Origin of the sequence: Chitinophaga filiformis, assembly GCF_021646545.1 — a bacterium.
Taxonomy (GTDB): domain Bacteria; phylum Bacteroidota; class Bacteroidia; order Chitinophagales; family Chitinophagaceae; genus Chitinophaga; species Chitinophaga filiformis_A.
This window is the reverse complement of record NZ_JAKIRP010000009.1, coordinates 1-25296: the sequence shown is the minus strand read 5'-3', so window position 1 is coordinate 25296 and position 25296 is coordinate 1. Positions and strand designations below refer to the sequence as shown.

Sequence of the window (25296 nt, the reverse complement as noted above, 5' to 3'; positions counted from 1 at the left end):
CATGGTTGTTATATAGTGCCGCGATTACTTATTTTTGCAGGGAGGTCAGCTACGCACGTAGGCTGCGTAAGCTGGCCATATATTTATCTTTGCAAAAAATATCTGATGAAAATATTGCATACTGCGGACTGGCATATCGGGCAAACCTTTTATCAGTATGACAGGACGTACGAGCACCAGCAATTTCTGAACTGGCTGGTAGATACCATTAAGGAAAAAGACATTGAGCTGTTGATCATCAGTGGTGACGTGTTCGACGTAGCAAATCCTGCTGCGGGCTCCATTAAACTATTTTACTCCTTTCTGAATAATGCCGTAAAGGCACAACCTGACCTGCAGATCATTGTCACAGCAGGCAATCACGACTCTGCTGCCCGGCTGGAAGCCCCCAAGCCCCTGCTGGAATCATCCAACATCCATATTATCGGCATGATAGAGCGCAGGGAAGACGGTAGCATCGACTATGAAAAGATGATCATCCCTGTAAAAGACAAACAGGGTAATACTGTTCTCTGGTGCCTGGCCATTCCCTTCCTGCGGATGGGCGACTACCCGGCAGTGGCAGAAAGCGCCGCCCTCTATGCAGATGGTGTATCAGCACTGTACAAAGAAGCATATGAGTATGCACTGACCAAAAAACAGGATGGTCAGGGTATTATTGCAATGGCGCACCTGCATACCCTGGACGCCGAACTGTCTGACCACGACAAGACGGAAAGAGTGATTATGGGAGGGATAGAATTTGTACCGGCAAAGGCATTCCATGAAGACATCCTCTATACAGCATTAGGACACATACATAAGGCCCAGAAGATCGGCGGGAAAGAAAACATACGGTATAGCGGCAGTCCGCTGCCAATGTCATTCTCCGAAATGAACTACAGGCACCAGGTAGTCACCTTCGATATTACAGCAGGTGAGATCAGCGATATAGCGCTGTGCGAAATACCTGTCACCACGGCGCTGCTGCGCGTACCGTCCAAGCCACAGCCGCTGCCGGAAGTACTGGAACAGCTGTCGCAATTGCCGGAGGCAGGAGAAGATATCAATACTGCCCCCTACCTGGAAGTACGGGTACTGCTGGAGGGCCCTGAGCCGGCCCTGCGCCATAAGGTAGAGACTGCCCTGGCAGGCAGGCACGTGCGGCTTGCCAAAATAGACGTCAGGTACCCTTCGGGTGAAACAGAGGAGGATGCAGCAACAACCGTCAGCGCCGATCAGCTGCACGAACTGAACCCGCTGGACGTTTTTAAGCAGATCTACCGGGCAGATTACAACAGCGACACCCCGGAAGAACTGGTTGCCCTGTTCAACCAGGTATTACAGGAAATCACTACAAAAGAGCAGTAAGCGCATGAGAATATTAGCCATTCGTTTTAAGAATCTGGCCTCACTGGAAGATACCAACGAAATAGATTTCACGAAAGAACCACTCAGTCAGGCCGGTATCTTCGCGATTACCGGACCTACAGGCGCGGGTAAATCCACTTTGCTGGATGCCCTCTGCCTGGCGCTCTATGCCAAGACCCCACGTTATCAGCAGGCAAAAGAAACCGGTATTGAAATACAGGACCTGGCAGGCAATAAACTGAATCAGGGAGACATCAGGGGTATCCTGCGCGATGGCACTGCCGATGGATTTGCAGAGGTGGAATTTGCCGGTACTGACGGCAACAACTACAGGGCCACCTGGTCTGTCAAAAGGGCCCGCAATAAGATAGACGGGAACCTGCAGACAGACACCATGGATTTATTCAACCTGAGTACCAATATGGCCGTTCCGGGGAAGAAAACTGAAACCCTGAAAGAAATAGAACGGCTGGTGGGACTGAACTTCGAACAATTCACCCGATCCGTGCTACTGGCACAGGGAGATTTCACCGCCTTCCTGAAGGCCGATAAGGACGCCAAGGCTTCCCTCCTGGAGAAACTCACCGGGACCGATATCTATTCAGAAATTTCCAGAACGGTATTCGATAAATATAAACAGGCCGACCAGGACCTTAAGAACCTGAAAGCGCAGATAGCGGGCATTGTCAGCCTCACGGAAGAACAACAGCAGGAACTGAGCGCCCAGCGGGAGGAACTGCTGAAAAAGACGGAAGAGCAGGAAAAGATCCTGGCAGGACTGACAGACGAGATCAACTGGCACCAGTCGCTTGCGGCACTGACCACAAGCAGGGACCAGGCAGCACAGCACTATCAGCAGGCACTGACAGCCATGGAAAATGCCGCTGAGAGGATCCGCACCTTCACCCTGGTGGAAAATGTGCAACCCGCGAGAGGGCTGATAGCAGCAAAAAAAGCATCAGAAGCCCAGCTGGCAGATAAATCTGCCGCATTGCAGGAGCTGTCTTCACGTATCCAACGTACCACAGAAAGTCATCAGGCCGCCCTTAAACAACTGGACATTGCCAGCCAGGAACTGTTGTCCAGACAGCAGGATACAGCGCGTTACCAGCCGGATATTAACAGGGCCAAAGAACTGGATACACTGATCGCTGAAAAGGGCAGGCAGGTAAAAACCGCAGAAACTGAATCAGGCGCCGCTCAACAGAAACACGATGCACACCTGGAAGCACTGGTGAAGAAAGAACAGGAGATCAATACAGTAAGTGCAGGCATCGCCAGACTGGAAGACTGGCAGAAGGAACATGTAAGCAGGCAGGATATTGCCGAGAATATTATCGAGATCACTACCCAGCTGGGACATGCTTCCAAATGGCTGCCGCTGCAGCAACGGCTGACAGAGACGAAACAGGCCACCGTTGCATTCCTGGCTGAAACAGATAAAGTGATCACTACGCTGCAGGAACAGGTGTCTCAATATCAACAGCAACAGACAACTTTACATAGTGCCTATGAGCAATTGAACAATACACTGGCGGCAATTCCGCTTGATGAAATAAAAGCCAGAGAAAGCAGTCTGGCGGGTAGCATCCGCGAGGCAGATGCCGCCAAGGCCCACTGGGCGCTCCTGTTTACTAACCTGCGCGAGAAAGAGCACACCACCCGTCAGTACGATACCTGTCGCCAGGAACTGACTGTAAAGACAACAACACTGCAGGAGAAACAGGAACAACTAAAAGAGGCACAGGCAAAAAAAGAACTGGCAGACAAACTCCTTCACCAGGCAAGACTTCAGGTGGCCGAGAATGTTGAATCGCTCCGTGCACAACTGACGCCGGGTGATCCCTGTCCAGTATGCGGCAGCAGGGACCATCCATTCTCTGAAGAAAATCCGCTTGCACATACACTACTGAAAGGACTTGAAGAAGAAAGCCTGGCAACAAACCGCGCATACAATACGCTCGCCGGTGAGATCAGCAGCCTGACGCAATTGATCAGCAGGTTGGAACAGGAAACGGCTGCTCATGAAAAGGCCCTCGCAGACAGAGATCAGCAGATAAACGCCCTGGAACAGCAATGGCAATCCTTCCAGCTGGCTACTGTGAGTGCCACCGTCGCCGCCACAGAAAGGGCTGCCTGGCTGGATACACATATACAACAGTTGTTGTCAAAACAGCGGGAGAATACTGCGCAGATAACATCTTACGAAGAGAAAAAACGGGAAACCGATCAGCTGAAATTACAACTGGATACGCTCAACAGTGCCCTGGCTACTGCCAATGACCAGCTGAAAGATAAACAACGCGATAAGGCTGGCAAACAGGAAACACTGGGACAGCTGCAACAGCAGCTGGACAACATTACGCAGGACCTGGATGTAATGAAAGAAGAGCTTGCGCCGTTTTTCAATAATCCTGTCTGGATCGAGAACTGGAAGAAGGACCCGCAGGGGTTCGACGACAGCATCCGCTCTTTCGCCAAACGCTGGAAGGAACATGTACAGGCGATAACTGACAATACCCAGCAGCTGCAGGTACTCCGTTCCGCTTTAGCTGAAATGCGCAGACAGGCGCCCGCTATTGCCGATGATGTGACGAACAAGGTCAATACACTCAACGGCCTCAAGCATCAGTTACAGACACTGGCCAATGAAAGGAAAGCATTGCTCAGCGGGGACGATGTCAGCACCTTCGAAACCAGGCTCAAACAGGCCAGTGACAATGCTGCCGCCGTACAGCAAACAGCGCATGAGGCGGTGACAGCCAGCAAGGAAGAACTGCTCACTTACACAACGGGTAAAGTACAGACGGAGAAGGATATTATGCTGCTCAGCGGCAATATCGAAAAGCAGCAACACGAGATCCATATATGGATCACAGCATATGCTGCAGAACATAAGATGGAGCTTTCTGAAGATGATCTTACACAGCTCTTAGCTTACTCTACCGCCTGGATAGATAACGAAAGAAAAGAGATCCGGTCCATCCAGCAGAATGTTACCACCAGCAGGGCCACCCTCGATGAAAGAACCCTGCAGGTAACAAATCATACCAATAAACGCATTGCTGACCGCTCACTGGAAGAAGTAATGACACTGGCAGCAGATACACGTAAACTGTTAAGGGACCTTACCAACGACAGGAATAACGTTGAATATCAGCTGCGGCAGGATGCGGAGAACAAATCAAAGATCGGCGGACTACAGGCAGCTATTACGGCTAAAACTGCCGTACAGGAGAACTGGAGCAAACTCAATGAACTGATCGGTTCAGCAGATGGTAAGAAGTTCAGGCAGATTGCGCAGGAATATACGCTGGACATCCTGCTGGGATATGCCAATATGCATCTGCAGATGCTGACAAGCCGTTATAAACTGCTCAGAATACCCGGCAACCTGGGCTTACAGGTACTGGATAAAGATATGGGGAACGAGCTCAGAACGGTCTTTTCCCTCTCCGGCGGAGAGTCTTTCCTGGTATCGCTGGCACTGGCATTAGGACTGGCTTCATTGTCGTCCAGCAGGATGAAAGTAGAATCGCTTTTCATTGACGAAGGTTTTGGCGCACTCGATCCCGATACACTGAATGTAGCGGTAGATGCACTGGAGCGCCTGCACAACCAGGGACGTAAAGTGGGTGTGATCTCTCACGTGCAGGAAATGACGGAGCGCATACCCACACAGATAAAGGTGATCAGGCTGGCCAACGGAAAAAGTAAGGTGGAAGTGGTGGGTAGTTAACGCTCTCCCCGCTCCCACTGCTTATGTGACCACAGCCAGTATTCGGGCGCGTACATGATATCATGTTCCAGATACCAGGCGAAGGTTTTCGTGATCTCATACGACTCCACATCCACAGGGTCTTCTGTGATGAGAGAGAAATAAACATTCCAACCTTTCCCTCCTGTACGTTTTCTTACAGAGGCATAAATAACTACCGCATCCAGCGACTTTGCCAGTTGCTCTGCACCGGTAAATAACCCCGTTGGCTGATGGAGGAAATCTGTTTCATACTTTGCCCTTACCGAAGGCGACTGATCTGCAATGAAGATATAGGCATTCGGGTGATCGCGGTGCGACAGCATGAAACGTGCAGTTTCATTGATAGCCAGCAACCTGATGCCAAATCTTGAACGGATGCGGTATAAAAGCCTGTTAATGAAGGGGCTGGACCCAGGCTTATACACTGCATATACATCAAAAGAGAGATATTTGGGCAGCATATTCAGGCACTCCCAATTGCCGTAATGCCCCAGCACAATAATGATATTCCGTCCTTCCTGATGACAATGTTCCAGTACTTCCGGATTATGGATGTGTACCTGCTTGCGATGCTCTTTTTCTGACATAGAGAGTAAGCGCAGTGTCTCGACCAGCAACTCACTTAAATGCCTGTAAAAGAGTCTTGTAATGGCCTGTATCTGCCTGTAACTCCTTTTCGGAAAGGAACGGGAAAGGTTCTGCACCACTACATCATAGCGATATCTTATCACTTTGTACAGTGACCAGTAGAGTAATTTCTGTAAGATTTTTAATATACCTGCAGGCAAGAGGCTTATCAGATACACAAGAACAAATAACAACTCATAAAGCAGATTGCGGCGCCTGACCACAGTTGTCTCTTTCATTTCGCGGCGGGCAAATCCTGCGGGTCTCTTCATAGAATTAGCAGCGTCGTACATAGGCAGTTTCTTTGACCTTGAGGGCTCTATACCGGGCTTCCTCCCCATTTAGCAATTATCCGGACTATATCTACAATCCTGACAGTCCTTTAACGCAAATTTAGAACCGATTTATATGAAATATGAAATCTTAACTTTTCTTTGCATAGTGTATGTTTATCCGGTATAGTTATCGTATTGAACATCAGTAACAAGAGAAAAAGCGGCCGTACCTTACTATGAAAAAAATGAGTAAAGGATGTCTTAAGAAATACCCACACTGTAGCAGGGCTGATTACGGGGGGATAATCCTGAAGAAAATCTGAAGTAATTTGCACTGGGCACATGCGCTGGCGCAGCTGTTCATTTTTTAACAAAAACCTATACTATATGAGCATGTGGAGGCGAAAAGCACTTGAATGTCTTCCGGAGGAAAGGGTGGAATTGGAGGATCCCCGTGCGTCAATTTACACCGCGTTCTCTGCGTTATTATCGGCAACAGTAGCTGCACATAAAGCAGGAGACCGTGAACGGCTAAAGAAATATTATGCCTTTGCCGAATGGTGTTCACAACAAAATGCTGAAGACCTGCGGAATGCTGCTGGTGTGTCATTTTACGAACACCTGGGAGATTTCCCCGAAACGCTGGCCGCCATGCCGGTATGGGTTAAACGCTCAAGATATCTGCAGATAAGAGGATTGCTGCAACTGCGACTCACGGAAGAGGAATTACTGGATCTTGATAAAAGGTATCGGTGAAGTTATGTGTACCCACTGGCCATACATTACGCATTGGGATGTTTACAATCACGCCAGTAATCCAGTATCTGTTTCACCTGTTTTTCGATATCACTTAAGAGGTACTTTTTAACGAAGTAACCTTGCACGGTTAACTTGTATACTTCATCTACCACCTCTTTTGATTCAACAGTAGTCAGAAAAACAAATGGTATACTCTTTTTTCTGAGGAATTCATCAGCGTCTATCAGCCTTCTCAATTCGAGGCCACTCATCCGGGGCAGATTGATATCAGAGATGATAACAAACGGCTGCTCAGTTGTTACCTGCAGATAGCGCAACAGGTCATCCCCTCCTTCAAAAAAAATGACCTGGTTTTTAACGCCCAGCGAAGCCATTACTTTCTCGTAGATCTCCCTGTCATCGGAATCATCTTCCAGTATAAGAATGGGCCCTGTTTTAGCCATATACGCGCAGTTTAATGGTAAAGAAAAGATGGGACATAAACATCCGCATTAGTCATGCCAATTTTGACATCAACTGATCGATTCATAAGGCCTTGCTATTATGGACAAAGCGCATGATCTTCTTCACCATTATATTGAAAGCTACTTCAGCGCAGCGCCACCGTTGCCACCTCCAAAGTTCATGGTAGGTATTGGCAGTCTGAAGCCGATGAACACATAGTTCGCTCCCTGGAAAAGATTATATGCCCATCCCACCTGCAGGTAGTCTTTAAATGTTGACGCTACCACACCAAGTCCTAACTCCGGCACATCATCTTTATCGAAATCGGGCGAAGAGACATGCAGACCGAAGTTCATGTCCAGCAGATTATTTGGCAATGAGGAATTCCTTTTCCATTTCTGACTCATGCCGAGAATGCCTTTGAACAGTACATTGTAATAGGGCGCCATCTGCACATCCTTCTCTATTTTAGTAGCAGTGAGCGGATGGGCAAAAATAACCCCTACAGTAGCTTCCAGATGGGGCAGAATGCGGTATAATGTCACACTGTGCGTTTCTTCCAGCAAATTCTTTTTTGAACTGATATTGGTAACCTGCATTTTGATCACCACCCTGTCGCCCGCCTGGCGGAAACCGGCGTATAACAGATCAGTGCTTGCTTCAGCGGGTATGCTACCTAATGCCAGTGAATATACCTTATCCGAGAAGCTAAGCGCCAGTGCGGCCAGACGTCTTTCTTCCCCGCCGAAACGCAGTACTTCATCGGGTATCACGAGGTTCGCCAGTTCTGACACCTTACCTGCGGCTAATGATACGAGATTAGCACATTGCGTCCTGACCTCTGCACTGGCAGCAGGAATATGTGACTGGAAAGCCGTAAGCAGTTCTTTCATTTCATTGAACTCGCCATTGATGGTATTCACGTCGGTCTGCAGCCGGGATATAAAAGCAATACCACTTACAGACTGCGTATTATTCAACAGCGACTGGTAATAACTCACCTTCTCGGTCAGCAGTGTCTTTATCTGCTCACCCTGCGCCAGTATCTGTTTCACGTCAGTAACGATCTGCTGTTCCTGTAAGGTAGCCAGTACTTTCTCACCCTCTTTCTTAAATGCCTCAAAATCCGTTTTAAGCCTTTGCTGTAAGATACCTGTGAACTGTCGTACATATTCACCGCGTAATATTTCATTGACATTCAATTCCCGCTGCTGGCTGCTTCTCACCCATTTCTGGATATCTTCCAGTTGGGCTACCTGTGCATCTGTCAGCGTAAACTTCCAGCGCTCCACTTCATAATAATCTCCCAGCGGATTATCGTCAAGGCCATTGAAATGCAGGGGAGACGGCTGGTTATTGTGCATCAGCCATCCACCGATCTGGATGCGGACATCGTCATAGGCAGGACTTTTCGATAATTGTTCTTCGAGGTCCACAATCCTTTTATTGACGGCATATAAAATACCGCCCCATATGTTTTCGTCCGTGAAATCTTCAGGGCCTTTAAAATAGCTTTCATAGTAATCGCGCGTCAGCTGATCACGGTCGAAGACCGCAACAATTTCTCCGGTAACAGAAGCCGTACGTTGCAGAAAAGTCGTCAGGCTGGCCTTGTCGCCCCGCACATAATTCCTCACGGCATCTTCCATCCCTTTTGACCATCCTTCCACCTTTTGCGTAGCATCATAAAGGGTATTGAGCAGGTTTACCGCATCCGGTGGTAATGGGTTGCCGATACCACTGGTATTTATCTTCCTGATGAAAGCTCCGCGATCAAACAATACCGTCAGCCGGCTGTTGATGTCGGCATTGTTCTTATTCTCGTATGGCTTGTTATTCTGATCAATTTCCCTGACCGTAAGAATGGATTGGGAATAGGCATGACGTACGGTACATAACAGGAACAGGATAGCACATGGCAATATAAAAAGTCGCATATTATATTCGCATTAAGGTAAAACAGGGAAGATCATCCATTGGCGTAGGCCGTCATTACAGCGGTATTCATGCTGCCCCTGCCCTTCATGAAACGGGCTTTGGTGACGCCTTCCGAAATAATATTTCTGAACGGGGAAATAGAAACGAGTACAAAATTATGATAGTCTGTCAGGTCTACCCGCTCATGAATTTTCAGTTTTTTCAGCAGTGGCAGGATAGTCAATGGGGCTGTTACCTTTACAAATACTACCATGTCATACATGCTTACACCGTTCTTTCCAATACGGGAACGTATGAAATTGGCGGTATCGGTGGCTTCATCTGCAACATCATCATCTCCCAGTATCAGTAATAGCAGCTGGTCCGGCTGGTCCAGCAGTTCCTGCAGCGTTTTTTGTGCCCCGGATTCTTCTGTTGGAAGTGCTACGAAGTTTTGCATTTGCGTTCAAGTTAAGTGTGTCAGAAGTAGGCAGAAAGCATGAAAATACTCATTTATAACCGAATTGCAAGATTATAACTTAATTTTACTAATATATAATTACCAACATGATGAAAGTATACAGACAGGGAGCGAAAGGTGCTTTGCTGGACGAATATGAAAAAGCTATTACTGAATTAAAAAACGTCATTGCACCTATCTCAGATGAGGATCTGGCCACTGTTGCGGACCCGCTAACCGCCGATGAAAATTGCCGCTCGATACAGACAATATTGTCACATGTAGTTAGTGCTGCTTACAGTTATACCATTTACATTATGCATCATTATGGCTACCAGATGGTGAGACCGGAAGAAACCTTTCATACTACCGTAAAGGAATATATCAGAGATCTGACAGAAGCCTTTCATTTTACAGAGACGGTATTCCGTGATATAAAGGATAGTGAACTGGAGGAATTTGAGCAGGAAAAGAAAATTGCCACCAGTTGGGGACAGGTGTATGACATAGAGCAGATCATGGAACATGCTATCGTACATATCCTGCGCCACCGGCGGCAAATAGAGAGGTATAGGGATATCATCTGCAACAATCAGCCTGCGTAAGGCGCAGGCTGATTGTTGTAGCCCCGGGGACATCAGTATTCATCCAACCTCGCCACAATTCCCCAGCCGAAAAAGCTGTTAGCTACGCCGATCAGCAATTCATTATCGCCTTCCTTCAGCGGAACGTTGAAAGAAGTGTTCTCAATTGAGCAACGACCGTCAGGGAACTTAGACAATGGCTGACCATAAAGGTTCTTATCGACATAAACATATTTTCCGTTGATGAACACCCATACTTCATCACTGAACCCGAGATTCAATTTACGGGACTGATCTTTCGCAGCGTGAATATTCGTCTTCAGCCATACGATACGCCGCTCGCGGCTTGGTCCGAATTTCCTTGTCAGGTTCACTAATCCTCTTCTTTCTGCCCACATGGTTTCCCAGGCGGCCTCTTTAGCAGGCATGAAGGTATTACTGAAGTCAACATCCTTCGTTTCAACAGGCTGGCTCACTTTCCATTCCCTGATATAACGGGGATCATTATCAGTAGGATCTGGCCCTTCCAGCGGAGAAAGACCTTCCGTTTGTCCCGGTTTGATCACAAGGTTGGCAAACATAGCGCCCTTTCCTTCAAAAGCAATGCTGCCATGTTCCGTACTGCCTTCCAGGCGGGGTATTTTTAATGCCGGACGGGACATATCGTTGACATACACCCACATCTGTTTACCAGAGATCACCAGCTTCACATGATTCCATTTTTCGCGCTGGAAACTGGCATTGCCCTGGTAATAAGGAAGCATATCCCACATGTTGACACTGCCCAGGTAAGGCGCATACTGAATAGCGTCTATCGCAGCGTCATTGCCGGCAACATAGGTCCGGAAGTAAAAACACTCCCTTTCCTCGCCTGAAGCCTGTCTGAAGAAAATGGTAGCAAAGCCGTTTTCGACCGGTTCCATATCGTATTCGATCGTACCATCTGAAAAGTCGACATCCTTCAGTACTGCCGACCCTTTTCCTCCCAGGCATTTCAAAGCCGGAACGGATCGCCAGGTGGTTAGCTCCGCTACATTATTGGCAATATCCCAGTTATCTGCTTTCATGGCTACATTGATAACCGCCGCGGATGATACAGGCTTGCCGGGGCGCTTCCCGTCTTTCTGCTGCGCCATCAATTGTATGGTGAACAGGAGCAGGGTAAGAAGGCTGAATGTCTTGTACATGGTCTGTTGTTTTTAAGTTTTCAAATGATAACGGGGCAAAACTGAATAATAAGTAACTTGATGGCAATTCAGCGGGAGTTCAAGTTTGTGCAAGTCTGTTCAGGAAGATAACAAACTCATTATCACATGGAAAACAATTTAGAAACAGATTACATACAGCGATGCCTGAAGCTGGTAGAAATACGGTTTGACCGCGGGGCTAACAGCGAATGGAGCAGCTATGATTTTGAAAAACTGAGTGAGGCTATCCAGGAAGCCACCGGTGTTGTGTTAAGCGTTACAACATTAAAAAGGCTTTGGGGGAAATTGTCTTACACCAATACCCCGGCCATCACTACCTTGAATACATTGGCCCAATATGCCGGCTATGAGGACTGGAGTATGTTCAGGCGAAAGCTGTCAGCCGGAAATGCTACTCCGCTTACACAGGCTGCACCTGCTGATCAGCCGATGGGTATAACTGGCAACACCGGAATAAACACTACTAATAACAAACAGGACGTGTTATTAAGCGGTTCACAGCCGCCGGGCACTTTGACCAGTGGTGAAGATGGTGGCATGGCCATTACAGGCAATCCTGCAGCAATTCCCAGCGCCGGGTCCACGTCTGCAAGGCAAGCCCCCAGCGGGATATCAGAAAGGCCGAAACACCGCTCCCGCAGATGGCCTTACTGGGCATTAGGCCTGCTCTCTCTGGCGATCATTCTTTATGTAACACTTCTATCGAACGGCCGGTCTAAACAGGCCTCTGCAGATCCAACAGCGTATCAGTTCAGCAGCAATAAAACCGTCACGGCGGGTGTACCCAATTCGGTGATCTTTAAATACGATGCCCGGGCCGCAGGAGATGATTCCGTATTTATATCCCAGTCATGGGATATCAGGCGAAAATTTGCCGTTCCGAAAGACAGGCGGGAATATTCATCCATCTACTACCTTCCGGGATATTTCAGGGCAAAACTGATCGTAGGGAAACAGATCGTAAAGGAACACGATCTCATGATCAGTTCCAACGGCTGGCTGGCAGTCGTAGAACAGGACGAAGTGCCGGTATATTTCCGTCAGCAGGAATTTCAGAAAGGACATACCGTCGAAGTGGATAAAACAGCTATGGAAGCTTATAACATCTCTTTACAGCCTGTAATTCCCGGTCTGCGGTTCTATAATGTACGGGATATGAATGGCCTGCGCACCGACAATTTCAGTTTTGAGACAGCTGTAAAAAGCAACTTCAACCAGGGTTCAGCAGCCTGTCAGCGGATACAGATCCTGATACTTTGTAAGAATGACGTATTTATTATTCCCCTATGTGCGAAAGGCTGTGTGGGAGATCTGTCCCTCTATGCCGGCGGCAAATCCCTGCAAAGTAAAAATACCGACCTATCGAAGTTTGGCCGGGATATGAACCAATGGGTGCAGTTAAAAGTGGAAGCGAAAGAAAAGCATATCCGGATACTGGTGGATGGCGAGGAAGCGGCTGCTTTTACCGGAGATTATCAGCCTACAGATATAGTGGGGGTACAATACCGCTTCGAAGGACCGGGCGCAGTGAAAGATACCCGGTTTGTAAATGGGAATAAGGTCATCACGTTATAATTTCCGGAACGCTTTATGTAGTCTCTTACCCGGGAGTACATCCTTCAGCCCCCTGAAGCGTGCTCTCAGCGAACTGTGTTACTTTTAAGGAACTGTGTTTCACTTTTAAACCCTTTCATTCCATGATGACAACTGATGAAATTATCCACGCGCTTTCCTCCTTTGTGCCAACCGAGCGCTCCGACGATGATAACATCTCTTATTTCTACGATCTGATGGAGGACCTGAAGCATAACCCCGACAGGGAAAGGGCCATAGAACCCATCTTCCGGCTCATTGAAAAATACCCTCACATTGACTACGGTTCTCCCGGCCCATTGGCGCATACACTGGAATCTTTTCATGATATATACCATGATTACCTGTTTGCCTCCCTGGAAAGGAAGCCCACACCACTGACAGTGTGGATGCTGAACCGGCTCACCAATGCAGACCAGCGTTATCTTGAACACAAGGCATTGACCGAAAAGATGCATGCTTTATTAAAACATCCTTTGCTGGACGAAGAAACAAAAGAAGCTATAGAAGATTTTGTAGATTTCCAGGATCATCCAGGTGAAGAATAAACAATACGGGACAGCTCAGGAAACATAAAGACTACGTCCCTCCTTTTCTGCTGTGACACCGTTAGAAAATATAAGGGCTACGTCCTTCCTTTTTCGTTATGACACCTGATCGGTTCAGATGGAGGATGAACTTGTTGACCTTGCTGTGGTGAAAATGGTGAGCCATTAAAAGTAGTAAAAAATAAAATAGCCAAAGCGCTACCTATCGTATCTATATATACCGAATTTCAGGGACAATAAAAAGACTTTTATTTTTTCCCACATTTTTATTTTACCTCAACGCTTCCTAATTTAGGTAGCACGAGTCATGTAATACATATCCACTTACTGAACAAAAGAATGTTCCCCTGAATAACGCCAGATTCATGAAAAACTTTTTATACCACTCCTCTTTCCCTTTCCATATTCTCATTTCGTAATGTTTATTATTTCACCCAAAACTCCACACTTATGGCAGATGGTTATATCGGCGAAATCAGAGCCTTTGCTTTTAATTTTACCCCCCGTGGATGGCTGCCCTGTAACGGCGCAGTCTATCCTATTCAAAGTAATTCCGCGTTGTTTGCCATACTGGGCATCCAGTATGGTGGTAACGGCACCACTACCTTTGCTGTACCCGACCTGCGGGGCGTAGCAGCACTGGGCATTAATCTTATGCAGGGAGGTTTCAACACGCCTGGCATTACCGGCGGCTCGGAGACTGTTACATTAACGACTGCCACGATGCCCGCACACATGCACAACATGGAAGCCGTGGTCCGCACAAGTCAGCCACAGACAGCTGCCGCTATTTCCCAGCCCGGCAGCAATGCATACCTGACAAACGGATATTCTGTCGTTGCCGCTAAAGGTATCGTGGTCTACTCCAACAACAAGGGGAATATTACGCTCAACCCGCAGACCATTGGTATTACCGGCGGCACCACTCCGCATGCAAACATGGACCCCTATCTGGCAATGACCTACTGCGTCTGTTCAGAAGGCGTCTTCCCTCAACGGCCCTGATCTTCAACCTTATTCTTTCACCTTATTTTATTAAAATCGTATGGAAAATTACCTCGGAGAAATCCGCTTATTCCCTTATACTCAAATCCCCAGAGGATGGGTACTTTGCAGCGGGCAAACATTGCCCATAGCCCAGAACCAGGCTTTGTTCTCCCTTTTAGGTGTCAATTACGGCGGCAACGGCACCACCACCTTCATGCTCCCCAACCTCAACGGCAGAACGATCGTTGGTACAGGCACCAGCAAAAGCGGCAGCAGCTACCAGATCGGTCAGGCCGCAGGTACCGAAACGGTTACACTGACAACAGCCAACCTGCCGGCACATACGCACCTGGTAAGCGCAAACGTTTCGTACGATGCTGGTAGTCCGAACACCAATTATTTTGGTAATCCGAACACACCTACCAGTCCCTCTCAGCCAGGGCAAAATACAGGTACTGTCAATCTGTATGCACCTGCCGGAGGTCCGTTGGTGAACATGGCCCCCTGCATCACCAACACAGGCGGCAGCCAGCCTCACACCAACAGGATGCCTTACCTGGCATTGAACTATTGCATCGCCACGCAGGGCATATACCCTTCAAGATCATAAACACTATTTGAAAACATCTAACCGATTTTTATATGGATAACTACTTAGGCGAGATCAGGATATTTGCCGGCAACTTTGCGCCTGTGGGATGGCAGCTGTGCAACGGCGCGCTGTTGTCTATCAGCCAGTATGAAGCATTGTTTACATTGCTGGGTACCCAGTATGGCGGCGACGGACAAACCACTTTCGCGTTGCCTGACCTGCGACAGCGTATTGCCATCAGCACAGGGCAGATCTCTCCCTCAGGAGGCTCGCAAACGTATCTGCTGGGACAAGCCGCAGGTACACCGAATGTGACGCTGCTGCAAACCAATATACCCGCACACACCCACAATCTCGTTGCGACCAGTACAGACGCCACTACCGGCGATCCTACCAATAATCTGCTCGCCACGTCCAATGGTAACAATAACACCGGACCTACGGCATATCCGGATGTGAATCTATACACTACGCTGCCACTGCCTTCCGGCGGAACATCCACTCCCAATGCGCTGCTGGACCCCGGGACAATAAATATTACCGGAGGCACACAGCCGCACGACAACTCGATGCCTTATGTGGTCATCAATTATATCATCGCTACAGAAGGTATCTATCCTTCTTCATTTTGAATAAACAGACATGCGTATAGGTATTATCTCCAACGGCGATCAGTTTATTCCGATGGCATACACACTTGCAAACCAGGGTTTGCAGGTGTGTATCTTTTATGCGCCCTCACAGGATGTGATCGTTCATCAGAAAGTAGCCGGCTTTATACAGGCCACCAATCTCCCCTTCAGACAGGAATCGAACCAGGCGGAAGATGTTTATCAATGGCTGGAAGACATAAAACCACAAACGGTATTTGTGTATGGTTACAGCTACCTGCTGGATGTAACCCGCTTCAATGGTATACCGGCTTACAATATTCATCCGGGCCCGCTTCCCTCCTTCCGCGGACCATCACCGGCTTTCTGGCAGCTGAAAACAGGTCAGCCTACACTGGGATTTACCATTCATGAACTGTCCTCCCGCTTTGATGCAGGAAAAGTGGTATGGACAAGAAGCATTGCCAATCTTCCCCAATACCACTATGGCATGGTAAATCAGCTCTGTAGCCAGTTATGTGTGGAAGGCGTTGCTATGGTCTTAAATGCAGTACAGCGACTCGCACCATTCCCTGAAATAGCCACAACAGATGCAGTGGAAGCTTATCATAAACGGCCGCAACTGAAAGATGTATTGATAGACTGGGATAAGATGGATGCACTGGAGATATGCAATCTTATCAGGGCGTGTAATCCATGGAATAAAGGTGCCCTGACCGTCTTCCAGGGGCAGGAAGTAAAGCTGATGGATGGCATGGTAACAGAATTGCAGACAGCCCATCCACCAGGAACCATGATGGTCCGGGGAGATGGGTTGTACATTGCCTGTGCTGGCGGCAAAAGTATCAGGTCTAATATGCTATATATGCACGATGGCTACCTGCCCTCCTATCATACAAGCATATACGGACTGAACCATGGCGCCAGACTGGGAGCATGATCAGGGAGCGCTTATTTCAGAACCGAAGTCAGTACCTGCAGCGCCACCGCCTAAAGTAACTTCGTTCACTGCAAGAATTGTCATACCCGGAGTTTCCCATTGGGGTTTGGATTGCATTTGCTCGTTTTTCATATTTGGATATTTGAGTTAGGAATTCTTGGTTTTTAGTTCGCCTGAGTTTTGCTTTTGGAGCTATTAGTTATTTGAGTAACTGTAAGTTAAGAAAAATTATTTTCAAAAACATATCCCTTTTTTTGCAGCGCACCCACCACCACGCTACTGATCACTCCCTGTGTCATTCTGATCATAGCCAGTTCATCCTTACTAACGCAGGACTGTAAACTATCTCTGGACAAATAATATCTGAAACCTGCATCATTATCACCTGCTGCGAGAATAGCCGTTATGTGCTGCTTATTGTTTTCAATACGACTGAAAAAATCAGGTGAATACATCCCCTTGTCTGTTCTCCACTGCACTTCCGGCGGCAGCACACCCTGCATGGCATGCCGCAGTAAACTGCGTTTATGACCTCCATATACAAACAGCTCCGGCGGTACATCCATCATAAATTCCAGCACGTTCCTGTTCAATAAGGGAACTGCTGAACGCATACCATATGCTTCATTACGGTTTGCCAGCATGGCGGGGAACAGTCCCGTGCGCCCGCTACTGATATTCTTCAGCATAGAGGCCGTTATGTTCTGTATAGCGCCGAAAACAAGCGTATCCCGATACTTCCCGTAAAAGTCATCCTGCAGGCCGAGACCGATATGATTAGCGTCTGACCTGTTCTTCTTTTTGTACCATGCCGTATGCCGGATGTATTCTCTTTTCACGATGGGCCAGAGGGGCCTCCCCTCTGTTTTTGAAAAGGTCTTTAATAAACGCCAGGCACTGGCAAAGGCGCCTTTATTGATCAGGTTATAAATAACAGGATTACCTTTCCATGACACCCAGTGATCACCTCCATAACCAGTGAACAGAACACCGATACCTTTATTCCGTGCTGCTTCCAGGATGGCGTGGTCCATATAGTAAAACACATTGGGAAATACTTCATCCTTTTCAAATGCCAGCAGCGTGTCCTGAAAAGGTCCACTGTCTTCAGCGTGTATATACGTCTGAACTATATTAGGGCAGGCCCTTCCGATGAGATCAATATATTTCCTTTCGTCTTCTCCATGGGCATCTTCCTGCAATACTGATGAAAAGGCATACAGCGGTTTGTTCATCTCCGCCAGCAGCGGGGCGAGTATACATGCGACTGACGATGAATCCAGTCCGCCGCTCAGCGTAATACCGACGGGCCTATCCGTCCGGATCCTGTTCCTGACGGCAGTTTTCAACAGTTCCCGCAGACAGTCCGTCCATTCACTGAATTGCTTAAAATGATATTTACCGGGAACAGGCGTCCAGTATTTCTTAACACTAACCTTGCTATTGTTAAGGGTAAGCATATTAGCTGCACATAATGCATGTACGTCTTTCGTATAAGTACCTGCAGGGTCCGACTGCCGGAAATAATATTCGATCAGGCTGACTTCATTAAACACGTGCGGGCCGGGCTTCACAGCCAGGATGCCTTTCTGTTCAGAGCTAAAAACGAACATTTCTGGTGAGTCGTAATAATACAATGCCCTGCATCCCATATGGTCGGTAGCAATCAGCAATTGCTGCTGCTGTTTATGCCAGATGCAGAATGCGAACTCACCTTCCAGGTGCAACACGCAATCATTACCCCATCTGCGATAGGCCTGCAATAACAACATTTCATCTGAAGCTTCCTCGCTTACACCGGTTTGCTCCAGCAGGTAAGGCCTGTTATCAAGCAGGACATCTGCAGCAATAACAACGTCTTCCGAAACGAAGGGCAGGGTGTAGGCATCAGGGGGTGTGAACAATCGCAGTGTGCATTGACCTATCAGTACATTATGCTCCCGCCAGATATCCTGGCCATCAGTAGCCCTGTGCAGCATTGACTGGCCGATCAATGCCGCCGTTGCATTGCTAACAGGCTGTCCGTCCTTCCTTATAATACCGAATATGGCGCTCATCAGATCAGCTTTTAAAACGTGCTATAATAATGAATTGATTCGCCTCTGCTGCCCCGGTGATGATCACACCTTCGCTTTCCAGCCAGGCATGCGCCTGCAGGTCATCCCCCACTTTATTAATGCCAAAGAAGACGATGCCCGGCATGTTCCTGTAACTGAGCATGATCTTGCCGGCCAATGCCTGCTCAAAACATTTTGCCCGCCAGGGAGAACAGGCTGCGGCCCTTCTGATGGCGGCCTTAATCCGCTGAGGACGGGGCGTTGCTTTAACGTAGGTGGTAGTATCGTCAGCTACGTTTTTACCCAATAAGGGCGCTATTTTTCGAAAGGGCATAAAAATAAGCATCCCGCGGGCGAAAGCGATACAGATCCATGCTTCTATGAAGAGCAGCAGCGATGAAAATTTTCCTCTCATTATGATATTGACGTTATTACATCCAATAAAGCATCCGGCTCACACAATACCGGGCGTGATACCTGATGTACAGTGGCGCGCTTCAGCATTCTGCTGATCACATCGAAACAAAGAGCACGCATGGCCGGCTGCCGGAACAAGGATGCCTTGTAAATATGTTGTACCACACCTGCAAAGGCTTCGCTGCCGTATATTTGTTTATGCCTGATCTCATCAGTCTGCCGGGCTTCGAGCAGGATGATCCTTTCCACGGGATAAGGCTGCGTATCAAATACGCCATGAAAGAAAAACCCATATTTTTCATAACCCGGCACAACAGGAAATGAACGGTCTTCCAGTGCCAGGGTTTGCAAAGAATGTTCCCACAATTTCATCATCGGATAAGAAGCAACACCACAGATGCAGTCGCTGCCGGGCACTTCCTTCAGCACGGTAATGTCATCACTGAATATCCTGTATTGCCGCTTTTTCAGTCCCGCCAGTGTTGTCGATTTTCCGGCGCCCGATTGCCCTGCAATAAGCGTCAGGCTATCGTTCACGATCACTGCAGACGTATGCAGGGGCACCTGTCTCCTTTGCTGCAGGATACCCGCAATAGCTGCGCCGAGCAGAAACAGGCGGATCACCCTGTCTTCCACATTGCCGGGATAAGGGCGAATGATAATCCGGTTACCATCGGCAGCATAATACGTGGCAACATCCTGTACAGAGAAGACCAGCTCGTGATGGTTTACGCGATAGGAAATGCGACCTATATCGAAGGCGGTATCCGCTTCAATGGCGGGTATATCACCGAGGCTGATACTTACATCAGTATGTGTAAAATCGGATGGCAATAATTCAGGGAATTCTATTCCGGAAGTAATATGCAGGCCAAAGCCCCAATATTTATACATGGATAGCGAACTATTTCTGGTTGAATAATGTTACAATAGTTATACACTCAAGTTATCACTAATGTTTAAACATATGTCAGAAAGTGTACAGATTTCCCTATGCAGAGAAACAGTCGTTCACAGGAATGAACGGAATTTCCTGGTCAGCCACATCGGTGAGGAAGTGGTGTTGATGGATATACATAATGGCCAGTATATAGGCCTGAATGCGATAGGCAGCGCCATTTGGGAGAAGCTGGAACAGCCCGTACCTGTTCACGAGGTGGTACATGCCCTGACAGAAGAATATGCGGTCAGCATGCAATTATGCGAACATGAAACACTTCTTTTTCTTGAAAAAATGATGCAGCATCAAATGCTTATCGTTCACTGATTTTATGAACCAGCCCGAGGTTACTATTCTATTATTATGTTGCAGAGTATACCTGCAATCCAGTTCTATCTCTACGCTCTGCACCTTCATATCCGGCCATTCCATCGACTGGCAAAGGGTATACAAATTATGCGCGCGCCACAGGATAAGGCCGGTGGCTTTCCATGTATTAAACAGGCTGAAAGGCATTGTACCACCGGAAGCTTTGCAACCGTTCAAAGCTTATTGCAGGGAATTTTCCGTGTTTGCCTTTGATAGAAAAAGAGAGGCCGATCACATTGTTGCCCGCTTAAAACAACATGGAGCAGCAGCACGTTTCTACAAGGGAATGGACTTTTCGCAGCTGATATATGGCGATATCGCCATGCGCGAGTTTACCGACATGGATATTATCATCCGGGAAGACCAGGTCCCAACAGTCGTGTCTGTTATGCAGGCTGAAGGATATGAAATGCACCAGGAAAAATATTTCAGTATTTACCCTGATCATTTCAAAGACCACATAAAAGAAGTCGTCTTCGGTAAACGCTGTGCGCGGGGTAAATGGTTAAGCTTCGAGTTTCACTACCGGCCACCGGAAACGCTGACATCTGTTCAGTACCACTTTAACGGGTTGCTGGGCAAAGACTATTTATCGGGACGACCTTTCACACATCAGGATTATTACCGCCTGATGCTGGTAAACAACGGAGCCAGCGATTTCTATCCACACCTGCGTTCCCTGCTGGATATGGCTTTACTATACCGCCATGGCCCCTACAGGGTTGTACCGAAACTTCAGGGATTTGAAGACCTCTGGATGCAACTGGCCTCCGATCTCCTGGGTATCCCTGCATACGCAACCGGCCCCGTGCCAGAGAAGACGTACCAATTGTTGAGAAAGCGCTTATTGGAAGACCCTCCTCCTGCGGAAAACAAGTTCCTGCAACTCGCATTCATCAGGCTTACCTTCATGACCACCCTGAAGGCGAAATATGCTGTTTTCACCCAATACCTGCGATTCCTGCTCAGACCTAACGGGGAAGACATAATGAGGGTCAGGCTCCCCTACTTTTTTCTTTATTACTTCACCAAACCTTTCCGGCTCACGTTTGGCCTGTTCAGAAGATCAAGGTAAAGCGACAATTGAGTTACACGTATTGAGGAACGCGTATGAGTAACACATATGAGTAACACGTATGAGTAACATATGTTGAGTAACACATATTGAGTAACACATATTGAGTAAGACATGTTGAGTAAGACATGTTGAGAACACATATTGAATAACACCTGAATAACGAGTCTCCTACAATAATTTTTGAGGCCGTACGCAGCGAGCGGGCAGGTGGGAATCACTGGCCTTTGTTATTTGAAGTGCTCACGCGCCCTACTAGGGGTTTAATAAATATCCAAAAGCCAACCCGCCTTCCTGAAGCTTGATAGTAAGGAACTTCAAAGAACTACAGCCAGTGATCCCAGCCTGCTCCGTGAGCCAGAAGGCCAACGCAGAAATCGCCGTCAGCCAGGATACACAAAAAAGGGCGTATCATCTCTGATACACCCTTTTTATCATAACCCAGGAAGCCCCGATTACTGCTTAATCACTTTCTCACTGATCACCCCTTGTTTACTAAAGATCTGAACGATATACAATCCAGCCCTCAGCTGACTGAGATCAATACTCCCATTCACCACCTGCGTCTTCAGCACCAGCGTCCCGTCGACAGCCAGCACATTTACCCTGGCCCTATCTTCCACTCCTTCAACGTGATAGTTGCTGATGACCGGGTTCGGATATCCCCTGAATTTCACCGCAGCGATCTTTTCCGGGGTAGCCGCCAGCGTATTTAGTGCAGCACTGCCATAAACCTCGGTAGAGAAAATGGAATATCCCCACTGGGTAGCCCGCGCCGTTCCATAGATGCGTACATAACGACCGGTACCACTCAGGCCCGTCCAGTCATTGACTGTCGTGGTATTGCCGGTAACACTCTTCAGCAACTGCCAGGTATTGAGATCCGGCGAGATCTGTACAAGGTAATCTTTACCAAACGCCGTCTCCCAGGTGATCTTCACCCTGTTCACGTTATAATTGCCCCCCAGGTCGACATAGATCCATTGCGGATCGGAATAGGCGCTTTCCCATCTCGAACCGGCATCACTGTCGAACGCATTGCTGGCATTGAACACACCCACTACACTGGATGCCGTTCCTGCCTTATTTAAGGCGATATTAGACGATATCACCGACCCGGAGCCATATACCTCCATCCCGAAGACAGAATAGCCGTATTGGGTTCCTCTGGCCGTTCCATACACACGTACATAACGTCCGCTACCACTTAGCCCTGTCCAGTCATTGACCGTTGTGGTGTTGCCGCTAACGTTTTTCAGCAGCTGCCAGTTATTCAGGTCATCAGATACCTGCACCTGGTAGTCTTTTCCGAGCGCCGTCTCCCAGGTGATTTTCACGCGGCTGATATTGTAGGTATTTCCCAGGTCAACGTAGATCCATTGCGGATCGGTATAAGCGCTTTCCCAGCGGGTAGCTGCGCTGGAATCAAAGGCATTGGAGGCGACAAAGCTGCCGGTCACACTGGAAGCAGTACCGGGCCTGTTCAGTGCCAGGTTGGAGCTGGCACCGTTCACAGCGATATTCACCTTATTGGAACTGGCGGTAGCGCCGCCATTGTCTGTCACTTTTGCCTGTATGGTATAGTTACCCGCCGGTACATTAGACCATTGCATGCTGTAAGGGGCTGTATTGTCAGTACCGATAAGCGTAGTGCCGTTATAGAAGGATACTGATGAAATGGTACCCCCGTCGCGATCGCTGGCGGTAGCTGTGAGTGTGATGGTACCCGGAGCAGCATAGGTCTCGGTACCGGTTGGCGCTGTCAGTGTCACTGCCGGCGGCGGATTGTAAGTGATACCGTTAGAGTAGACCCGTACCCAGTCGATGTATACATCTGCCGGAAAAATAGCCTGGTCTACAATCGGACCACCATAGGTGTTACCACTGCCGCCTACACCCGCACTGAGGATAGCGTACAATTTGTGTTCGAACGGATGCCATTCCGGATAGAGATTAGAGAACTCAGATTTGCGTACCCGTCTTCCGTTGATCAGTTGTACCTGTGCTTCATTCTGCCCATCCGTGGCAAAGGCGGCGCCATCTTCGAAATAGTGTATATGGTAAACGTTGCCATCCACGAAAAATTCCATCCTGTCGGCAAACCAGTCAATGCCGTACTCATGCCAGCCATTCGCTGCTACTGCAGGATCTGTCAGTGATGATTGCGCGCAGCACTGATAGTCGGGGTTACGCAGCGCACTACCCCACCTGGTGCCGGTATTACCATCAAAAGCGAAATTTGCCGCAACATCAGCGCCCTGGGTACTGGAAGCCACTGCAGGTTTATTCAGCGCCAGGTTGGTGCTGGCGCCGCCAAATACCTGGAACTCAAACAATGAATAGCCCCAGTCGTTAGAACGCTGCGTTCCATACATCCTTACAAACCGTGCGTTCCTTGCGGTGAAGTTAATCACGTCAACCCCACCATCGCCGGTCGTAGTGGAATAGGCGTCAGACCAGGTGCTGCCGTCTGTGGAGGTTTGTATCTTAAAAGACCTTCCGGTATTTTCCCAGGTCAGTTCCACCCTGCTGACAGACATTACAGCTCCCAGGTCTACACGGATGAATTCCGGATTGTCGGGCGCCTGCTGGTCTGTAAAGCTGTAGTATCCTCCCTGGTGACCGTGGTTCCAGTCTGCCCACTGGTTATTGTTCCACGCCCAGGCATAGTGTGTTGAGCCGAGGTTGAATGTAGGAATAGAACCCACATATTCCATGATGTCTATTTCTCCACCCTGGGGCCAGCTGATAGTGCTTTGTCCCTGAGGCAGTTCGTCCGGCATCATCCAGAATGCGAAGCCTTGTCCCATAGTACGTACACCTTTGGGCCATACCCTTGCTACGATCCTGTGCTGAGGGCCCCAGCTGGCCTTGCCCTTTGTAAATATCCTGCCGCTGGTATAGTTCCTGTCTATATAAAACTCCTTACGGGTGGAAATCCTTAGTACGTTTCCGTTAGCGCCGGCGATGCCTGTTTCGATACCAACGTTCTCAATACGGTCAGTAGCACGGTCTAACTGACCGGTTCCCCAGTCGCCGTTTACGCCGGTGCCGGTTTCATAAGACCATTTTGTAAGATCAAGGCCCGGACCGTTAAATTCATCGCTCCAGATGAGGGTCCATGTCTGGCTTTTTGCTGCAATGGAGAGCGTTAATGCAGCACAGAGTAATATAATTTTCTGCATAAGGGTTAAATTGGTTACTTGAGAGATTTTAACGTGAACTGTCTTGTGCAGGTGCACAGGGGGGCTATGGGCCGCCATAAATCGTGGAATCGTCATTTTTGTCTGATTTGGGTTTTCCTGGGTCGATACTTCGCTGGGGAAGGGTCGTTAAATCTAGGGAAAAAAGGATAGAAGTCCAAACTGATACAGTGTTGCAGCGGAATAAAACGCCAGTTCGATTCTCCTGTTGGGATGAGTGACATATGCAGGTTCAGGGTACCAATCCGGTACTAATCCGGTACCAATGGCCTCATCTTATGTTCATCCTACGTCTTGAACGTAAGATGAACATAAGATGAGGCCATTGGTACCGGAGTGGTACCGGATTGGTACCGGAGTGGGTCAGGTAACTTTTATGTATCTGAGCCTAGGTTGACCGAAGGTTAACCCTCGATTTTGAAATGCAAAATCCCGGTTTCGGTTCGCTTTGATTGTATTAATTCAGGATTGGCTTTACATATTTGGTAAGAAGCGTAAGCTAAATTAAATTACTAATTATGAAAAAGAAAGCCATGGGCCGCCCAGCGGTGTATGAAGCGAGTTTTAAGGTAAGTATTGC

Annotated in this window: 22 protein-coding genes; 12 read left to right on the top strand and 10 right to left on the bottom strand. The window is 48.2% G+C overall.

The annotated features are described in order from the left end of the window. The first annotated feature begins 105 nt into the window (after positions 1-105). Together L3C95_RS20520 and L3C95_RS20515 are read left to right on the top strand one after the other, a co-directional pair. Positions 106-1350, top strand: coding sequence for an exonuclease SbcCD subunit D (locus tag L3C95_RS20520; protein ID WP_236390479.1), 1245 nt, complete (start codon positions 106-108; stop codon positions 1348-1350). 4 nt (positions 1351-1354) lie between these two features. Beyond that, entirely contained in the window at positions 1355-5089 is a 3735-nt protein-coding gene (locus tag L3C95_RS20515) for an AAA family ATPase (protein ID WP_236390478.1), read from the top strand. Here the strand turns inward: L3C95_RS20515 and L3C95_RS20510 are convergent. After that, complete coding sequence (locus L3C95_RS20510) at positions 5086-6009, bottom strand: lysophospholipid acyltransferase family protein (protein ID WP_236390477.1); 924 nt, start codon at positions 6007-6009, stop codon at positions 5086-5088. The genes L3C95_RS20515 and L3C95_RS20510 overlap by 4 nt on opposite strands. A 390-nt stretch (positions 6010-6399) precedes the next feature. Here L3C95_RS20510 and L3C95_RS20505 point away from each other — a divergent pair, with 390 nt between their 5' ends. Beyond that, positions 6400-6768, top strand: coding sequence for a hypothetical protein (locus L3C95_RS20505; protein WP_236390476.1), 369 nt, complete (start codon positions 6400-6402; stop codon positions 6766-6768). Positions 6769-6794: 26 nt separating this feature from the next. On the opposite strand, the gene L3C95_RS20500 is transcribed toward L3C95_RS20505, so the two are convergent. From L3C95_RS20500 to L3C95_RS20490, 3 genes are all read right to left on the bottom strand, one after another. Further along, positions 6795-7214, bottom strand: coding sequence for a response regulator (locus tag L3C95_RS20500; RefSeq protein WP_236390474.1), 420 nt, complete (start codon positions 7212-7214; stop codon positions 6795-6797). A 141-nt stretch (positions 7215-7355) separates the two neighbouring features. Continuing rightward, positions 7356-9152, bottom strand: coding sequence for a hypothetical protein (locus L3C95_RS20495; protein WP_236390472.1), 1797 nt, complete (start codon positions 9150-9152; stop codon positions 7356-7358). A 32-nt stretch (positions 9153-9184) separates the two neighbouring features. Further along, entirely contained in the window at positions 9185-9592 is a 408-nt protein-coding gene (locus L3C95_RS20490; RefSeq protein WP_236390471.1) for a hypothetical protein, read from the bottom strand. A 107-nt stretch (positions 9593-9699) separates the two neighbouring features. On the opposite strand from L3C95_RS20490, the gene L3C95_RS20485 reads away from it, so the two are divergent. After that, positions 9700-10197 carry a DinB family protein gene (locus tag L3C95_RS20485; RefSeq protein WP_236390470.1) on the top strand — a complete coding sequence of 166 codons (498 nt, stop codon included), beginning with the start codon at positions 9700-9702 and terminating at the stop codon, positions 10195-10197. A gap of 32 nt (positions 10198-10229) precedes the next feature. Here the strand turns inward: L3C95_RS20485 and L3C95_RS20480 are convergent, their stop codons facing one another. After that, positions 10230-11363 (bottom strand): DUF1080 domain-containing protein, encoded by a 1134-nt coding sequence (locus tag L3C95_RS20480; RefSeq protein WP_236390469.1) that lies wholly within the window; start codon positions 11361-11363, stop codon positions 10230-10232. 126 nt (positions 11364-11489) lie between these two features. On the opposite strand from L3C95_RS20480, the gene L3C95_RS20475 reads away from it, so the two are divergent. The 6 genes from L3C95_RS20475 (at position 11490) to L3C95_RS20450 (ending at position 16655) form a co-directional block, all read left to right on the top strand. After that, positions 11490-12959, top strand: a complete 1470-nt coding sequence (locus L3C95_RS20475; protein WP_236390468.1) for a hypothetical protein — start codon at positions 11490-11492, stop codon at positions 12957-12959. A 122-nt stretch (positions 12960-13081) separates the two neighbouring features. Continuing rightward, positions 13082-13525 (top strand): hypothetical protein, encoded by a 444-nt coding sequence (locus tag L3C95_RS20470; RefSeq protein WP_236390467.1) that lies wholly within the window; start codon positions 13082-13084, stop codon positions 13523-13525. A gap of 450 nt (positions 13526-13975) precedes the next feature. After that, positions 13976-14530, top strand: a complete 555-nt coding sequence (locus L3C95_RS20465; RefSeq protein WP_236390466.1) for a phage tail protein — start codon at positions 13976-13978, stop codon at positions 14528-14530. A gap of 40 nt (positions 14531-14570) precedes the next feature. Continuing rightward, entirely contained in the window at positions 14571-15122 is a 552-nt protein-coding gene (locus L3C95_RS20460) for a phage tail protein (protein WP_236390464.1), read from the top strand. A 32-nt stretch (positions 15123-15154) separates the two neighbouring features. Continuing rightward, the gene (locus L3C95_RS20455; protein WP_236390462.1) at positions 15155-15736 is read left to right on the top strand and encodes a phage tail protein; all 582 of its coding nucleotides are present in this window, start codon (positions 15155-15157) and stop codon (positions 15734-15736) included. Between the two features lie 10 nt (positions 15737-15746). After that, positions 15747-16655, top strand: a complete 909-nt coding sequence (locus tag L3C95_RS20450; RefSeq protein WP_236390460.1) for a methionyl-tRNA formyltransferase — start codon at positions 15747-15749, stop codon at positions 16653-16655. On the opposite strand, the gene L3C95_RS34980 is transcribed toward L3C95_RS20450, so the two are convergent. From L3C95_RS34980 to L3C95_RS20435, 4 genes are all read right to left on the bottom strand, one after another. Then, on the bottom strand, positions 16656-16787 hold the full coding sequence (locus L3C95_RS34980) for a hypothetical protein (RefSeq protein WP_262509988.1): 132 nt from the start codon (positions 16785-16787) through the stop codon (positions 16656-16658). It lies immediately after the preceding gene. Positions 16788-16873: 86 nt separating this feature from the next. After that, on the bottom strand, positions 16874-18712 hold the full coding sequence (locus L3C95_RS20445) for an asparagine synthase-related protein (RefSeq protein ID WP_236390459.1): 1839 nt from the start codon (positions 18710-18712) through the stop codon (positions 16874-16876). Between the two features lie 4 nt (positions 18713-18716). After that, entirely contained in the window at positions 18717-19127 is a 411-nt protein-coding gene (locus tag L3C95_RS20440; RefSeq protein WP_236390458.1) for a lasso peptide biosynthesis B2 protein, read from the bottom strand. Beyond that, positions 19127-20023 carry a hypothetical protein gene (locus L3C95_RS20435; protein WP_236390457.1) on the bottom strand — a complete coding sequence of 299 codons (897 nt, stop codon included), beginning with the start codon at positions 20021-20023 and terminating at the stop codon, positions 19127-19129. Before L3C95_RS20435 ends, L3C95_RS20440 begins: the two co-directional genes overlap by 1 nt. 73 nt (positions 20024-20096) lie before the next feature. Here L3C95_RS20435 and L3C95_RS20430 point away from each other — a divergent pair, with 73 nt between their 5' ends. After that, positions 20097-20396, top strand: coding sequence for a PqqD family peptide modification chaperone (locus tag L3C95_RS20430; RefSeq protein WP_236390456.1), 300 nt, complete (start codon positions 20097-20099; stop codon positions 20394-20396). A 4-nt stretch (positions 20397-20400) separates the two neighbouring features. After that, positions 20401-21513: a nucleotidyltransferase family protein gene (locus L3C95_RS20425; RefSeq protein ID WP_236390455.1), complete on the top strand. Its 1113-nt coding sequence runs from the start codon at positions 20401-20403 to the stop codon at positions 21511-21513. Positions 21514-21968: 455 nt separating this feature from the next. Here the strand turns inward: L3C95_RS20425 and L3C95_RS20420 are convergent, their stop codons facing one another. Beyond that, on the bottom strand, positions 21969-24698 hold the full coding sequence (locus L3C95_RS20420; protein WP_236390454.1) for a discoidin domain-containing protein: 2730 nt from the start codon (positions 24696-24698) through the stop codon (positions 21969-21971). Positions 24699-25296: the final 598 nt, after the last annotated feature.

Bases quoted from the DNA above. Each gene is read 5' to 3' on its own strand.
- L3C95_RS20520 (WP_236390479.1), top strand. From the start codon at position 106: ATGAAAATATTGCATACTGCGGACTGGCATATCGGGCAAACCTTTTAT.
- L3C95_RS20515 (WP_236390478.1), top strand. From the start codon at position 1,355: ATGAGAATATTAGCCATTCGTTTTAAGAATCTGGCCTCACTGGAAGAT.
- L3C95_RS20510 (WP_236390477.1), bottom strand. From the start codon at position 6,009: ATGAAGAGACCCGCAGGATTTGCCCGCCGCGAAATGAAAGAGACAACT.
- L3C95_RS20505 (WP_236390476.1), top strand. From the start codon at position 6,400: ATGAGCATGTGGAGGCGAAAAGCACTTGAATGTCTTCCGGAGGAAAGG.
- L3C95_RS20500 (WP_236390474.1), bottom strand. From the start codon at position 7,214: ATGGCTAAAACAGGGCCCATTCTTATACTGGAAGATGATTCCGATGAC.
- L3C95_RS20495 (WP_236390472.1), bottom strand. From the start codon at position 9,152: ATGCGACTTTTTATATTGCCATGTGCTATCCTGTTCCTGTTATGTACC.
- L3C95_RS20490 (WP_236390471.1), bottom strand. From the start codon at position 9,592: ATGCAAAACTTCGTAGCACTTCCAACAGAAGAATCCGGGGCACAAAAA.
- L3C95_RS20485 (WP_236390470.1), top strand. From the start codon at position 9,700: ATGATGAAAGTATACAGACAGGGAGCGAAAGGTGCTTTGCTGGACGAA.
- L3C95_RS20480 (WP_236390469.1), bottom strand. From the start codon at position 11,363: ATGTACAAGACATTCAGCCTTCTTACCCTGCTCCTGTTCACCATACAA.
- L3C95_RS20475 (WP_236390468.1), top strand. From the start codon at position 11,490: ATGGAAAACAATTTAGAAACAGATTACATACAGCGATGCCTGAAGCTG.
- L3C95_RS20470 (WP_236390467.1), top strand. From the start codon at position 13,082: ATGATGACAACTGATGAAATTATCCACGCGCTTTCCTCCTTTGTGCCA.
- L3C95_RS20465 (WP_236390466.1), top strand. From the start codon at position 13,976: ATGGCAGATGGTTATATCGGCGAAATCAGAGCCTTTGCTTTTAATTTT.
- L3C95_RS20460 (WP_236390464.1), top strand. From the start codon at position 14,571: ATGGAAAATTACCTCGGAGAAATCCGCTTATTCCCTTATACTCAAATC.
- L3C95_RS20455 (WP_236390462.1), top strand. From the start codon at position 15,155: ATGGATAACTACTTAGGCGAGATCAGGATATTTGCCGGCAACTTTGCG.
- L3C95_RS20450 (WP_236390460.1), top strand. From the start codon at position 15,747: ATGCGTATAGGTATTATCTCCAACGGCGATCAGTTTATTCCGATGGCA.
- L3C95_RS34980 (WP_262509988.1), bottom strand. From the start codon at position 16,787: ATGAAAAACGAGCAAATGCAATCCAAACCCCAATGGGAAACTCCGGGT.
- L3C95_RS20445 (WP_236390459.1), bottom strand. From the start codon at position 18,712: ATGAGCGCCATATTCGGTATTATAAGGAAGGACGGACAGCCTGTTAGC.
- L3C95_RS20440 (WP_236390458.1), bottom strand. From the start codon at position 19,127: ATGAGAGGAAAATTTTCATCGCTGCTGCTCTTCATAGAAGCATGGATC.
- L3C95_RS20435 (WP_236390457.1), bottom strand. From the start codon at position 20,023: ATGTATAAATATTGGGGCTTTGGCCTGCATATTACTTCCGGAATAGAA.
- L3C95_RS20430 (WP_236390456.1), top strand. From the start codon at position 20,097: ATGTCAGAAAGTGTACAGATTTCCCTATGCAGAGAAACAGTCGTTCAC.
- L3C95_RS20425 (WP_236390455.1), top strand. From the start codon at position 20,401: ATGAACCAGCCCGAGGTTACTATTCTATTATTATGTTGCAGAGTATAC.
- L3C95_RS20420 (WP_236390454.1), bottom strand. From the start codon at position 24,698: ATGCAGAAAATTATATTACTCTGTGCTGCATTAACGCTCTCCATTGCA.